The following is a 14264-nucleotide window of genomic DNA, read 5'->3' as shown; positions in this document are numbered from 1 at the left end:
CACCGCAGCAAAACAGGTGCTGCGGTGCCGTAATCCGGCGGTTTCGGGCCTGTTTCGTGTGGTACGCGTCTTGCAAATACATTTTCCGGCAGCCCCGCATTCACATAAAGGAGACCTGCAATGAGCCCCGTGCGCGCCTTGCATGTCGAAGGATTCTTCGACCCGACAACCTCGACCGTCAGCTACATCGTGCTCGACCGCAGCAGCGGGCAGTGCGCGCTGGTCGACAGCGTGCTGGACTACGACCCGAAGTCGGGTCGCACCGGTACCGCCAGCGCCGACAGGCTGGTTGCGCGCGTGCGCGAACTGCAGGCGAAGGTGCAATGGGTACTTGAAACGCATGTGCATGCGGACCACTTGTCGGCGGCGCCTTATCTGAAGCGGCGCCTTGGCGGCAAGGTCGGTATCGGCCGTCATGTCACCGAAGTCCAGCAGGTATTCGGCAAGCTGTTCAACGCCGGCCCCTGCTTTGCATGTGACGGTGCCCAGTTCGATCATCTGTTCGCCGACGGCGAGACGTTCGCGATCGGCCGCCTGTGGTGCCGCGCGATGCATACCCCCGGCCATACGCCGGCATGCATGACCTATGTGGTCAATGACGGCGACCAGATCGCTGCCTTCGTCGGCGACACGCTGTTCATGCCTGACTATGGCACGGCGCGTTGCGATTTCCCGGGCGGTGATGCGCGTACGCTCTACCGCTCCATCAACAAGGTGCTCAGCCTGGCGCCGCACACCAAGCTCTACATGTGCCACGACTATCAGCCTGGCGGGCGGGATGTGCAGTTCGTTTGCACCGTTGCCGACGAGCGCGCTGCCAACATCCATGTACGCGACGGGATCAGTGAAGACGAATTCGTCGCCATGCGTACTGCGCGGGACGCCACGCTGGACATGCCGGTATTGCTACTGCCCTCGGTGCAGATCAACATGCGCGCCGGGCAACTGCCAGAACCGGAGGGCAACGACATCCGCTATTTAAAAATTCCGGTCGATGCGATCTGAATAATTGCACAAAGGACACATCGTACTGAGTGATTGCACTGAGCAATCTAGAGTGCGGAAGGTTCGACCAACTCCGCCGCATTCCTGATTCGCATATCAACTTCACATCTTTTGCTGATGCCGGGCTGGGCCGTCGTGGCTCCTTGTCATTGCCAATAGCAAACCCGCTGGACCGATTGAACTAACCCCCCGGTTCCGAATCCTAATGCCTCAAGGCAATTTCAAGATCCCATCCTCGACTTCCAAAGCAGTTTTGCTTTTACGCAACTGTTGTCGCTTAGACAAACACATGTGTACATCTAACGCACTACCTTCAGTATCTACGCTAAGTGCTTAATTATTTGAGGAAATCAGTGGTGGTATTGCTCGAATGAAACGCGCTAAGTCATTGACTTCATTGGGAAAAATCAGATTTCCGTAATCTGAAATTACTTGACCGCAAAAAAACCATACTCTAAAGTGGGCGACAGTGTGAAAAAGTGTGGTTTTGTGGGGCGACAATCCAAAGCCTTGTAAGACCATGATGCAAGAAGATAAATAACAGACAACAACCACGAGGGTAATCAGGGTGTTTCAAGGCGCTTCAGCGTTGAATCTCGATGCGAAAGGACGGATGACGATTCCGGCCAGGCATCGTGACGCCTTGACGGTTCAATGCGAAGGACGCGTCACGCTGACCAAGCACCCGCATGGTTGTTTGCTGTTTTTCCCGCGTCCGGTCTGGGAAAACCATCGCGAGCAAATCGCCGCATGGCCGATGTCGGCTCGCGCCTGGCAGCGGATTTTCCTGGGTAATGCATGTGATGTCGAAATGGATACGGCCGGCCGCATCTTGATTTCGCCGGAGCTGCGCGCAGCCGTCGGCTTGAAGCGCGACGTGATGCTGCTTGGCATGGGTAGTCATTTCGAGATCTGGGATGCCGAAAAGCTCGCCGAGAACGAGGCGCAGGCGGTGGCCAACGGCATGCCTGATGTATTGAGCGATTTTTCGTTCTGACGGCCCGATATGAGTAATCAACAAGCGGTGCCGGAAATGCAGCACCGTACGGTGCTGCTGGAACAAGCGGTCGATGCGCTAGCGATCGAGGGCGCGCGAACCGACGGCGTGTATGTCGACGGCACCTTTGGCCGCGGCGGACACAGCCGGCTGATTTTGCAGCGCCTCGGTGAGAAGGGCCGTCTGATCGCGTTCGACAAGGATCCGTACGCGATTGCGACGGCGGAAAAGATCTCGGATAGGCGCTTCGAGATCGTGCATGACAGTTTCGCGACGATGGGCGAGGCGCTGGAAGCGCGCGGCATCGCGCGGGTGGATGGGATTTTGCTGGATTTGGGAATCTCTTCGCCGCAGGTAGACGACGCGGCGCGGGGCTTCAGTTTTCGCTTTGACGGTCCGCTCGACATGCGCATGGATACCACGCGCGGCATATCGGCAGCACAGTGGCTGGCGACGGAAACCGAACAGACGATCGGAAAGGTGATCAGAGATTATGGGGAAGAACGGTATGCTCTTCAGATTGCAAAGGCGATTGCAGCTCGCCGGGCAATCGAGCCAATTTCAACCACACGACAGCTTGCCGAGATCGTGGCACGCGCCGTTAAAACCCGCGAGAAGGGTAAGGACCCGGCCACTCGTACCTTTCAAGCTGTCCGGATTTTCATCAATAAAGAGCTTGAAGAACTCGAAATAGGACTAGAGGCCGCATTTCAAAAACTGGGCCCGCAGGGGAGACTGGCTGTGATCAGCTTTCATTCGCTGGAAGATCGCATCGTCAAGCGCTTCATGGCATCCAAAGCCAACGCGCCGCAGCCGGACCGTCGCCTGCCGATTCGTGCGGTGGACCTGCCGCAGCCCGATCTGAAGCTCTTGTCCAAGATGAAGCCTGACGAGGCCGAAGTCGCGGAAAACCCGCGCGCCCGCTCGGCCATCATGCGCGTCGCGGAACGCCTGCCAGCCGGAGGCGCGCGATGAGCGGGCGCATTACGTTCATTCTCACGTTCGCAGTCGTCCTGTGCGCACTGTCGCTGGTGAATTCGCAGTACCAGGCGCGGCGCCAGTTCATCGAACTGGAGCGTGCCCAAGCCGCCGCCAGGCAGCTCGATATCGAGTGGGCGCAGCTTCAGCTCGATCAATCCACGCTCGGCAAGCACGCTCGCATCGAAGCTAACGCTCGGCGCGACCTGCACATGGTGGCAGTCTCGCCGGATCGTACCCAGTACCTGACGACGGGGGGCAAATGACGCGCGCCGCCGCCGCCAAGGGAGTTCCGTTCGCCGCCAGCCCGGTATTGGCCGTCAAGCTGCCGGTCTGGCGTTCGCGCGTCGTGTTGTTCGCGCTATTCGCCGGCTTTGCCGCCCTGGCCGGCCGGGCGCTCTATCTGCAAGGCGTTTCCACCGATTTCCTGCAGAAACAGGGCGAGTCGCGCTATGCGCGCACGCTGGAGTTGCCCGCCACGCGCGGCAAGATCACCGACCGCGACGGCCATGTGCTCGCATCCTCGGTGCCGGTCAAGGCGATCTGGGCCATTCCCGAGGACGTGCAGGACGCGCCCAGGGAAAAGCTGCGCGAGCTGGCCCGCCTGCTTGAGATGAGCGACCAGGAACTGAACAAGAAGCTCGATTCCGACCGCACATTCGTCTACCTGAAGCGCCAGGTCGAGCAGGACACGGCCGACAAGATTCTCAAGCTCGGCATTTCCGGCATCGCAACCCGCAAGGAATACAAGCGCTTCTACCCGGAAGGCGAGGTGATGGCGCATGTGGTCGGTTTCACCAACGTCGAGGATGCAGGGCAGGAAGGCATGGAACTGGCCTTTCAGAAGAGCCTGGCAGGCGTGACCGGCAGCCGCCGCGTGATCAAGGACCGTCTCGGCCACATCGTCGAGGACATCGAGGCGATCCGCGAGCCGCACGACGGCAAGAACCTGACGCTGTCAATCGACAGCAAGATCCAGTACATCGCCTACTCGCAGCTGAAGGCGGCGGTTGAAAAGCACAATGCGAAAGCCGCAGGCGCCGTGGTGCTTGACGTGCAGACCGGCGAGGTGCTGGCGTTGGTCAATATGCCGACCTACAACCCGAACGACCGCGCTCACCTGACCGGTGCGCAGCTGCGCAACCGCGTGCTGACCGACACCTTCGAGCCGGGCTCGACGATGAAGCCGTTTACGGTCGCGCTGGCGCTGGAAACGAGGCGCGTGACTCCCAATACCGTCGTGCAGACCGCGCCCGGCAAGATGACCATCGGTACCGCCACCATCGGCGACGCGCACCCGCATGGGCCGCTGACCGTGTCCCAGATCATCGAAAAATCCTCCAACGTCGGCACCGCCAAGCTCGCGCTGCAAATGCAGCCGCAGGAAATGTGGGATTTGTTTACCACGGTCGGTTTCGGGCAGCAGCCGAAGCTGGGCTTTCCCGGCGCAGTGGCAGGCCGCGTGCGGCCTTATAAATCGTGGCGACCCATCGAGCAAGCCACCATGAGCTATGGCCACGGCATTTCCGTGTCGCTGATCCAGATGGCGCATTCGTACATGATCTTCGCGCGCGACGGCGACCTGATTCCGGTGTCGTTTCAAAAAATGGACCAGCCGTCCGCCGGACAGCGCGTGATCAGCGAAAAAACGGCACGCGACATGCGCGCCATGATGGAAAGCGTGACCGGTCCGGGCGGAACAGCGCCGAAAGCGCAGGTGCCGGGATACCGCGTCGCCGGCAAGACCGGCACCGCTTACAAGCTGGCCGGCGGGCGCTACGTGAACAAATATGTCGCTTCCTTCGTCGGCTTCGCGCCGGTGTCCAACCCGCGCATCGTCATCGCGGTGATGGTGGACGAGCCGTCGAACGGACAGCATTACGGCGGCGATGTGGCCGCGCCGGTATTTTCCGCGATTGCAGCAAACGCGTTACGTGCAATGAACGTTGCGCCCGATTCGTCGGTAACCGACATCATCATTCCCGCCGAGAGCGTGAAGGAGAGCCTGTGATGCTGGCTGTGACTGCTTCCGTAACCAATATCCTCACTTGGCTCGACATCGAGGCGCCGGCGGCGCAACTGTCGTCCGATTCGCGCACCATCCGGGCTGGCGACGTCTTCTTCGCCTATCCGGGTGACGCTGCCGATGGCCGGCGTTACATTGAAAGCGCCATCCAGCGGGGCGCCAAGGCGGTCATTTTCGAAGCTGACGGCTTCCAGTGGAACGATGCCTGGAATGTGCCGCACATGGCGGTGCGCAACCTGAAGAAGGTCGCCGGCCCGGTTGCAAATACATATTATGGCAAGCCCGATGCCGCCATGTTTACCGTTGCCGTAACCGGAACCAACGGCAAGACTTCGTGCAGCCAATGGCTCGGCAACGCCTTGTCCCGGCTGGGCGAGCCGACTGCCGTGATCGGAACGCTCGGCGTCGGACTGTACCGACGCGGCGCTCACGACGGGCTCGCCAATACCGGCTATACGACGCCGGACGCCGTGCTGTTGCAGCGCAAGCTGGCGGACCTGCGCGATGCGGGCGCTACGGCGCTTGTAATCGAAGCATCGTCGATCGGCCTCGAGCAGGGACGCCTGGACGGCATGCATGTCGACGTCGCCTTGTTCACCAATTTCACGCGGGATCACCTCGATTATCACGGCGACATGGCGGCCTACGAAGCGGCCAAGAAAATGCTGTTCGACTGGCCGGGATTGAAACATGCGGTGATCAATCTTGACGACGACATGGGCCTGCGCCTGGTCGACCACCTGAAGAAGACAAGGCCGCAACTGCCAGTCACCGGTTATACAGTCGCGGAGCGGGAGATCGACGGCATCGCGGTTCTGCGCGCGAGCGAGATCCGCACCAGCCATGGCGGTACCACATTCAAGCTGGATTGTGCGGATGGCTCCACTCAAATAAAGACGCAACTTGTCGGCCAATTTAATGTCAGTAACGTCCTCGGCATTTTCGGCGTGCTGCTGGCCAGGGGCGTTGTCTTCAAGGCAGCGGCCGAGACGCTCGAAGCACTGACTGCGGTCCCGGGCCGCATGGAGCAGCTGGGCGGCGACGATGCACCGCTGGTCGTGATCGATTACGCACACACGCCGGATGCGCTGGAAAAGACGCTGGCGACCTTGCGCCAGGTGGCGCAGCAGCGGAACGGCGAACTGTGGTGCGTGTTCGGCTGCGGCGGTGACCGCGACCCGGGCAAGCGCCCGCAGATGGGGCGTGTGGCGCAAGCCGCGAACCATATCGTCGTCACCAGCGACAACCCGCGCAGCGAGGAGCCGGCAACTATTCTGTCGCAGATTGTCCAAGGCATCGACACGCAGGCTCTGGCAACGGATGCATTGCACGTGATCGAGGACCGCGCCTCCGCGATTTTGTGGGCGGTGCGGCATGCAGGGAAAAACGATGTGGTTCTGCTGGCCGGTAAGGGCCACGAACCGTATCAGGAAATAAAGGGCAAGAGATTGCCTTTTTTGGATGCAGACCATACCGCTCTGGCGTTGGCTGCACGAGTAACGATGAAGGGGAATCATTAATGAAATCATCATTGGCTGCACTTCAGCCATGGATTTCGCGCGCCGCGATCGCGAATGTCAGCGATTCTGCGGCGGATGCAAAGTTCGACGGCGTGTCGACCGACAGCCGAGCTGTATCTATTGGTAATTTGTTCGTCGCTTTGCGCGGCGAGCGTTTCGATGCGCATGACTTTTTGAACGAAGTGGCGGCTAAGGGCGTCGCCGCCATGGTGGTGGAGCGCGTGCCGGAAGGGCTCGCTATCCCGGCGCTGGTGGTGCCGGATACGCGCGTCGCTCTGGGTGAAATCGCTGCCTACTGGCGTCGCCAGTTTGCCTTGCCGGTCATCGGCGTCACCGGCAGCAACGGCAAGACCACGGTCAAGGAAATGATCGCATCGATTCTGGCTGCCGCCTTCGGCGCCGAGCGCTGCATGGCCACCCGCGGCAATCTCAACAACGATATCGGTGTGCCGCTCACCGTGTTTCGTCTCAATGCTTCCTATCAAGCGGCAGTGATTGAACTGGGCATGAACCATCCGGGCGAGATCGCGCAGCTGGCAGCGATTGCGCAGCCCACCGTAGGACTGGTCAACAACGCGCAGCGCGAACACCAGGAATTCATGGAAAGCGTCGAAGCGGTCGCCCGCGAAAACGGCGCCGTGCTGCGCTCGCTGCCGGAAAACGGTACTGCGGTGTTCCCGGCAGATGACGAGTACACGCCGCTGTGGCGCGACTTCGCGGCGGGGCGGAAGGTGAAGACCTTCGGCCTGTCAGACGACGCCGACGTTACCTGCGCGTGGCAGGCGAACGACTTTGGCAGCGATCTCTCGATCCGGGCTGGCACCGCTACCTTTCAAGTGAAGCTGGCCGCAGCCGGCGAGCACAACGTGTGCAACGCATTGGCCGCCACCGCCTGCACGCTGGCTGTCGGCGTCCCGGTCGATGCGGTGATTCGCGGACTGGAGGCATTCGCCCCGGTCAACGGCCGCCTACAACGCAAGGCTGCCCGCTGCGGCGCACTGGTGATCGACGATACCTATAACGCCAATCCGGATTCGGTGCGCGCGGCGATCGATGTGCTTGCCAACGCGGCGAAACCGCGCCTTTTGGTGTTGGGCGACATGGGCGAGGTCGGCAACGAAGGACCGCAATACCACGCCGAGGTCGGCGCCTACGCGAAAAGCCGCGGCATCGAGCACATGCTGGCGCTGGGCGACCTGGCGCGCCATAGCGTCGAGGCCTTCGGCGCGGATGCGGAGCACTTCGCCGATGTCGCCACGCTCAATGCGGCCGTCGACAAGCTGGCGAGCGCCGGCTCCACGGTATTGGTGAAAGGCTCGCGCTTCATGGAGATGGAGCGCGTGGTTCAGCACCTCGTCAATCAAGAATCATCAGTACAGGAAGCTCACTGACATGCTGCTCTGGCTAGCACAATATTTTCACCAGGATCTCGGTGCGCTGCGGGTCTTTAACTTCATTACCTTTCGCGCCGTCTTCGCAACGCTGACCGCGCTGGCGATCGGCCTGATTTCCGGACCGGCCGTCATTCGCATGCTGACCCGCCTGAAGGTGGGCCAGGCGGTGCGCACCGATGGCCCGCAGACCCACTTGATCAAGACCGGCACGCCGACCATGGGCGGTGCGCTGATCCTGCTCTCGATCGGCATTTCCACGCTGCTGTGGGCCGACTGGAGCAACCGCTTCATCTGGATCGTGCTGGTGGTCACGCTCGGCTACGGCGCCATCGGCTGGGTCGACGACTACCGCAAAGTGGTCTACAAGGACCCGGAAGGCATGCGCTCGCGCGAAAAGTATTTCTGGCAGTCGCTGATCGGCCTGATCGCCGCGGTATATCTCGCGTTCTCGGTGTCGGCGCCGACCAACACCAAGGTGTGGCAGCTGTTCGTCGCCTGGGTGCAGTCCGGCTTCAGCCTCGATTTGCCGCCGAAGGCCGACCTGATCGTGCCCTTCTTCAAAACCATCAGCTATCCGCTCGGTGTGTGGGGCTTCATCGCGCTGACCTACTTCGTAATCGTCGGCTCCAGCAATGCGGTCAACTTGACCGATGGCCTGGACGGGCTCGCCATCATGCCGACCGTGATGGTCGGCTCGGCGCTCGGACTGGTCGCCTATCTGACTGGCAGCGCGGTGTATGCAAAGTACCTGTTCATTCCCTACATTCCGGGTTCGGCCGAGCTGCTGATCTTCTGCGGCGCACTGGCCGGCGCCGGCTTGGCCTTCCTCTGGTACAACGCGCATCCGGCGCAGGTATTCATGGGTGACGTCGGCGCACTGGCGTTGGGCGGTGCGCTCGGCACCATCGCCGTCATCGTGCGCCAGGAGATCGTGCTGTTCCTCATGGGCGGCATCTTCGTGGTCGAGACGCTGTCGGTGATGCTGCAGGTCGGCTACTTCAAGTACACCAAGAAGAGGTTTGGTGTCGGCCGCCGCATTCTGCTGATGGCACCGCTGCACCATCACTTTGAGCAGAAAGGCTGGAAAGAGACGCAAGTCGTGGTGCGCTTCTGGATCGTCACCATGATGTGCGTGTTGTTCGGACTGTCAACCCTGAAACTGCGCTGATGGACTACCAAGGCAAACATGTTCTCGTCCTCGGGCTCGGAGAATCCGGCCTGGCGATGACATTGTGGCTGGCGCGCTGCGGCGCAGCCGTGCGCGTGGCCGACACGCGCGCTGAGCCGGACCGCCTGCCGGTGCTGCGTGAAGCGGTGCCTGGCGCAGAATTCGTTGGCGGTTCGTTGACGGCCGCTCTGCTGGACGGGATCGACTTCGTCGCCGTCAGCCCGGGACTGATGCCGGGACGCGAACTGGCGGAAATCATCCCCTCCGCACAGGAAAGGAATATCCCGCTGTGGGGAGAGATCGAGCTGTTCGCGCAGGCGATGGCGGCACTGAAGGAACAACGCGCCTATGAGCCGAAGGTGATTGCCATCACCGGCACCAACGGCAAGACCACAGTCACTAGCCTGACTGGCCTGTTGTGCCGCCGTGCCGGACTGAAGACCCAAATCGCCGGCAACATCAGCCCCGCCGCGCTCGACGTGCTGCGCGCCGCCATGGATGCCGACGACTTGCCGCAGGCCTGGGTACTCGAACTGTCCAGCTTCCAGCTGCATTACACCCTCAGCCTGAATGCGGACGTCGCGACGGTCCTGAACGTCACCCAGGATCACCTGGACTGGCACGGCGACATGGATGCCTACGCGGCCGACAAGGCGCGCATCTTCGGCGCCACGACGATCCGCCTGCTCAACCGGGACGACCCATACGTCATGCAGATGAAGGCGCCGATGGCGAGCGTCGTCAGCTTCGGCACCGATGCGCCGGCGCATGCGGATTGCTTCGGCCTGGTCGAGGACAACGGCATGCAATGGCTGTCGGTCGCCGTCGCGGCCGAAGAGGGTGAGAAGCGTCGCCGCAAGAAGGACAGCGTCGAGCCGCCAGTCATGGTCAATCGCCTGATGCCGGCGGACGCTCTGCAAATCCGCGGCCGGCACAACGCGGCAAACGCGCTGGCCGCGCTCGCCTTGTGCCGCGCCATCGGCCTGCCGCTGGCGCCGCTGCTGCACGGCCTGCGCGAATATCGTGGCGAGCCGCACCGGGTGGAACTGGTCGCCAATGTCGGCGGCATCGATTACTACGACGACAGCAAGGGCACCAATGTCGGCGCGACTGTCGCCGCGCTCAAGGGGCTGGGATTGATGCAGGGCGGCGCGAGCCGCCTGGTGCTGATCGCCGGCGGCGACGGCAAGGGACAGGATTTCGCGCCGCTGGCAGAACCGGTTGCCAGATTCGTGCGCGCCGTGGTTTTGATCGGCAAGGATGCGCCGGCAATCCGTGAAGCGCTGCTGCAGACCGGCGTAAATCTGGACGACTGCGATACGCTGGAAGCGGCGGTGCAGCGCGCGACCGCACTGGCGCAAGCCGGCGACGCGGTCCTGTTGTCGCCGGCTTGCGCCAGCCTCGACATGTTCAAGAACTATGCGCATCGCGCTCAGGTGTTCGTCGACGCCGTGCGTGAAATCGCCTTGTCGCGCGGCGAGGTGATGTCGTGAAATTCGCGCTCCCATCCTTTTCAACGCCATCGGCCAGCGCGTCGGTGCGGGGCGCCGACCAGCGCTCGAAAATGATGGAATACGACCAGCCGCTGGTATGGGTGGTCGTGCTGCTGATGCTGTTCGGGATGGTGATGGTGTATTCGGCATCGATCGCGCTGCCGGATTCGCCCAAGTACGCGAACTACAAGAGCTATCACTTCCTGGTTCGCCAGGCCGGCTTCATCGCCGTGTCGATGTTCGCCGGGTTGCTCGCGTTTCGGGTGCGTGTGGAAACCTGGCAGCGCTATGCGCCATATCTGTTCGTGGCAACGCTGGTGCTGCTGATGATGGTTCTGGTACCGGGCATTGGCAAGGGCGTCAATGGCGCCAAGCGCTGGTTGTCGTTCAAGGTGTTCAACCTGCAACCTTCGGAGCTGATGAAGCTGTTCGCGGTGCTGTACGCGGCCGATTACACGGTGCGCAAGCAGCAGTTCATGCACAAGCTGACCAAGGGCTTCATGCCGATGGCGGCAGCCGTTGGCGTGGTCGGCTTGCTGCTGCTGCTGGAGCCGGACCTCGGCGCGTTCGGCGTGATTGTCTGTATCGCGATGGGCATCCTGTTTTTGGGCGGGATCAACGGCGTCTGGTTCGGCGGAATCGGTGCCGTACTGGTGGGGATTTTCAGCCTGGTGATCGTCCTGTCGCCGTGGCGGCGTGAGCGCATCTTCGCTTACCTCAACCCGTGGGAAGAGGGCAACGCGCTGGGCAAGGCGTACCAGCTGTCGCACTCGCTGATCGCATTCGGGCGTGGCGAGCTGTTCGGCGTCGGACTGGGCGGCAGCGTCGAAAAGCTGCACTACCTACCGGAGGCGCACACCGACTTTCTGCTCGCCGTGATCGGCGAGGAGCTCGGCTTTGCCGGCGTGCTGGTGGTAGTCGCGATGTTTTACTGGATCGTCAAGCGCTCCTTCGAGATCGGGCGCCAGGCGATCGCCATGGACCTCACCTTTGCCGGCTTGACGGCGAAGGGCATCGGCATCTGGATTGGCGTTCAAGCCTTCATCAACATGGGCGTGAACCTTGGCTTGCTGCCGACGAAAGGACTGACCTTGCCGCTGATGAGTTATGGCGGCTCGGGTGTATTGATTAACTGTGTAGGACTGGCAATTTTGTTACGGATTGATTACGAGAACAGGGTGTTGATGCGCGGAGGCCGCATATGAAGCGTCTCCTGATCATGGCGGCCGGCACCGGCGGTCACATCTTCCCCGGCCTTGCCATCGCGCAGACGATGCAGGCGCGCGGCTGGCAGGTGTCATGGCTCGGCACGCAGCACGGCATGGAACGCGACATCGTGCCGAAGCACAAGATCGAGATGGATTCGATCGACTTCGCCGGTTTGCGCGGCAAGGGTCTGATGCACACCGTACGCGGCGTGTTCAAGATGGCGGCGGGCTTCGCATCCTGCTTCAGCATCATCGGTCGCCGCAAGCCGGACGTGGTGCTGGGCATGGGCGGTTACGTCACTGTCCCGGGCGGGATGATGGCCAAGGTGCGCGGCGTGCCGCTGGCGCTGGTCAACGCGGATGCGGCGCTGCTGTTGTCGAACAAGTCGCTGGCGCCAATGGCTAGTCGCGTGCTGTTCGGCTTTCCGGCCGATTTTGGCAATGCAGCCGGCAAGGCGCTGGTGACCGGCAATCCGGTGCGCAAGGAAATCATGGAAGTGCCGCTGCCGGCAAAACGCTATGCCGAACGTACCGGTCCGTTGCGCCTTCTGGTGGTAGGCGGCAGCCTCGGTGCGAAGGCATTGAATGAATGCCTGCCGGCGGCACTGGCGCGTATTCCGGCAGAGGCGCGGCCGACCGTCACGCATCAGTCCGGCAAACAGCACATCGACGTGCTGCGCAAGGCCTATGCCGATGCGCAGGTGCAGGCTGAAGTGGTGGACTTCATCGACGACATGCCGCGCCGCTACGCGCAGGCCGACCTCGTGATCTGCCGTGCCGGGGCCATTACCGTGTCCGAGCTGACAGCAGCAGGCGTAGCCAGCGTGCTGGTGCCGCTGGTGGCGTCGACCACTTCGCACCAGCGCGACAACGCGCAGTGGATGGCAAAGCAACAGGCAGCGATTCATCTGCCGCAAAGCGAGATGAGCGCAGAGCGCATGGCGATCCTGCTGCAATCGCTGACCCGCGCTGATTGCCTGAAGATGGCTCAAGCCGCCCACGCGATCGGCAAGCGCGATGCCAATGAACAGATCGCGAACGTACTGGAAGAACTGGCCAAACAAGCATGAAACATAAAGTCAAAAATATTCACTTCGTTGGCATCGGCGGCTCGGGCATGAGCGGCATCGCCGAGGTATTGCTCAACCTCGGCTACACCGTGTCGGGTTCCGACCTCGGCAGCAATGCGGCGACGTTGCGCCTGGCGGAGCTGGGTGCCAAGGTCACGCAGGGCCATGCGGCGCAAAACATCGAAGGCGCCGACGCGATCGTGACGTCGACCGCGGTCAAGGCCGACAATCCCGAAGTGATGGCGGCGCGCGCCAAGCGTATTCCGATCGTGCCGCGCGCGATGATGCTGGCCGAACTGATGCGCTTAAAGCAGGGCATCGCAATCGCGGGCACGCACGGCAAGACCACGACCACCAGCCTTGTCGCGAGCGTGCTGGCGCAAGGCGGACTCGACCCGACCTTCGTGATCGGCGGACGACTGAACAGTGCGGGCGCCAACGCCAAACTGGGTGCAGGCGACTTCATCGTGGCCGAAGCCGACGAATCGGATGCGTCTTTCCTGAATCTGTCGCCGGTGATCGAGGTGATCACCAACATCGACGCAGATCACATGGAGACCTACGACCACAGTTTCGCAAAGTTGAAGCAGGCCTTCGTCGAATTCACGCAGCGCCTGCCGTTCTACGGCGTCGCAATGCTGTGCCTGGACGATCCGAACGTGCGCGAGATCATGCCGTTCATCTCCAAGCCGATCACCACCTACGGCTTTCATGAAGACGCGCAGGTGCGCGCCATCGATGCGAAGGCGGTCGACGGCAAGATGGAATTCACCGTGCTGCAGGACGGTTATGCGCCGATGAAAGTAAGCCTGAACCAGCCGGGTATGCACAACGTGCAGAACGCCTGCGCGGCGATTGCCATCGCGCGCGAAATCGGCGTGGCCGACAGCGCAACGCAGAGGGCATTGAGCGAATTCAATGGTGTCGGCCGGCGCTTCACGCGCTACGGCGACATCAAGCTGCCCGCAGTTGACGGTGAACCCCGCGGCGCGTTCACGCTGGTGGACGACTACGGCCACCATCCGGTCGAGATGGCGGCCACCATGGCCGCGGCGCGCGGCGCCTACCCGGGGCGGCGCCTGGTGCTGGCATTCCAGCCTCATCGCTATACCCGTACACGCGACCTGTTCGAGGATTTCGTGAAGGTGCTGTCGACGGCGGATGCACTGGTGCTGGCGGAAGTCTATTCCGCCGGCGAACAGCCGATCGTGGCTGCCGACGGCCGCGCACTGGCGCACGCGCTGCGAGTGCTTGGCAGGGTGGAGCCGATATTTGTGGAAGACATCGCCGAGATGCCTGCGACGATCATGAACATGGCCAGGGATGGCGATGTGGTGATCACGATGGGTGCCGGTTCGATTAGCGGCGTGCCGGGGAAAATTTCCCAGGCAAGTCAGGAATGAGA

At 61.9% G+C, this 14264-nt stretch carries 12 protein-coding genes; all 12 read left to right on the top strand.

All coding sequences use genetic code 11. From position 1 onward, the window contains the following. Window positions 1-120 precede the first annotated feature (120 nt). The 12 genes from TSA66_RS15785 to murC all read left to right on the top strand — a co-directional run bounded on the left by TSA66_RS15785 (window position 121) and on the right by murC (window position 14262). Window positions 121-1005, top strand: a complete 885-nt coding sequence (locus tag TSA66_RS15785; RefSeq protein ID WP_040040688.1) for an MBL fold metallo-hydrolase — start codon at window positions 121-123, stop codon at window positions 1003-1005. Window positions 1006-1573: 568 nt separating this feature from the next. Further along, window positions 1574-2002 carry a division/cell wall cluster transcriptional repressor MraZ gene (gene mraZ / locus TSA66_RS15780; protein WP_040040687.1) on the top strand — a complete coding sequence of 143 codons (429 nt, stop codon included), beginning with the start codon at window positions 1574-1576 and terminating at the stop codon, window positions 2000-2002. 9 nt (window positions 2003-2011) lie between these two features. Further along, a complete protein-coding gene (gene rsmH / locus TSA66_RS15775; RefSeq protein WP_040040686.1) occupies window positions 2012-2977 on the top strand; it encodes a 16S rRNA (cytosine(1402)-N(4))-methyltransferase RsmH in 966 nt (321 codons plus the stop codon). Further along, a complete protein-coding gene (ftsL, locus tag TSA66_RS15770; RefSeq protein WP_040040685.1) occupies window positions 2974-3246 on the top strand; it encodes a cell division protein FtsL in 273 nt (90 codons plus the stop codon). The genes rsmH and ftsL overlap by 4 nt, the downstream gene beginning before the upstream one ends. Continuing rightward, window positions 3243-4991, top strand: a complete 1749-nt coding sequence (locus TSA66_RS15765; protein ID WP_040040684.1) for a peptidoglycan D,D-transpeptidase FtsI family protein — start codon at window positions 3243-3245, stop codon at window positions 4989-4991. The genes ftsL and TSA66_RS15765 overlap by 4 nt, the downstream gene beginning before the upstream one ends. Then, window positions 4991-6526 (top strand): UDP-N-acetylmuramoyl-L-alanyl-D-glutamate--2,6-diaminopimelate ligase, encoded by a 1536-nt coding sequence (locus TSA66_RS15760; RefSeq protein WP_040040683.1) that lies wholly within the window; start codon window positions 4991-4993, stop codon window positions 6524-6526. The genes TSA66_RS15765 and TSA66_RS15760 overlap by 1 nt, the downstream gene beginning before the upstream one ends. After that, on the top strand, window positions 6526-7917 hold the full coding sequence (locus tag TSA66_RS15755) for a UDP-N-acetylmuramoyl-tripeptide--D-alanyl-D-alanine ligase (RefSeq protein ID WP_040040682.1): 1392 nt from the start codon (window positions 6526-6528) through the stop codon (window positions 7915-7917). The genes TSA66_RS15760 and TSA66_RS15755 overlap by 1 nt, the downstream gene beginning before the upstream one ends. A gap of 1 nt (window position 7918) precedes the next feature. Then, window positions 7919-9088 (top strand): phospho-N-acetylmuramoyl-pentapeptide-transferase, encoded by a 1170-nt coding sequence (gene mraY, locus TSA66_RS15750; RefSeq protein WP_040040681.1) that lies wholly within the window; start codon window positions 7919-7921, stop codon window positions 9086-9088. After that, on the top strand, window positions 9088-10581 hold the full coding sequence (gene murD / locus TSA66_RS15745; protein WP_040040680.1) for a UDP-N-acetylmuramoyl-L-alanine--D-glutamate ligase: 1494 nt from the start codon (window positions 9088-9090) through the stop codon (window positions 10579-10581). The genes mraY and murD overlap by 1 nt, the downstream gene beginning before the upstream one ends. A 71-nt stretch (window positions 10582-10652) precedes the next feature. Further along, window positions 10653-11786, top strand: a complete 1134-nt coding sequence (gene ftsW / locus TSA66_RS15740; protein WP_094299068.1) for a putative lipid II flippase FtsW — start codon at window positions 10653-10655, stop codon at window positions 11784-11786. Beyond that, window positions 11783-12859, top strand: a complete 1077-nt coding sequence (murG, locus tag TSA66_RS15735; protein ID WP_040040678.1) for an undecaprenyldiphospho-muramoylpentapeptide beta-N-acetylglucosaminyltransferase — start codon at window positions 11783-11785, stop codon at window positions 12857-12859. Before ftsW ends, murG begins: the two co-directional genes overlap by 4 nt. Beyond that, complete coding sequence (gene murC / locus TSA66_RS15730; RefSeq protein ID WP_040040677.1) at window positions 12856-14262, top strand: UDP-N-acetylmuramate--L-alanine ligase; 1407 nt, start codon at window positions 12856-12858, stop codon at window positions 14260-14262. Before murG ends, murC begins: the two co-directional genes overlap by 4 nt. Window positions 14263-14264: the final 2 nt, after the last annotated feature.

This window comes from Noviherbaspirillum autotrophicum (genome assembly GCF_000818395.1).
Lineage (GTDB): Bacteria > Pseudomonadota > Gammaproteobacteria > Burkholderiales > Burkholderiaceae_D > Noviherbaspirillum > Noviherbaspirillum autotrophicum.
The sequence above is the reverse complement of the archived record's forward strand: the minus strand, read 5'-3'. Positions and strand labels throughout refer to the sequence as shown.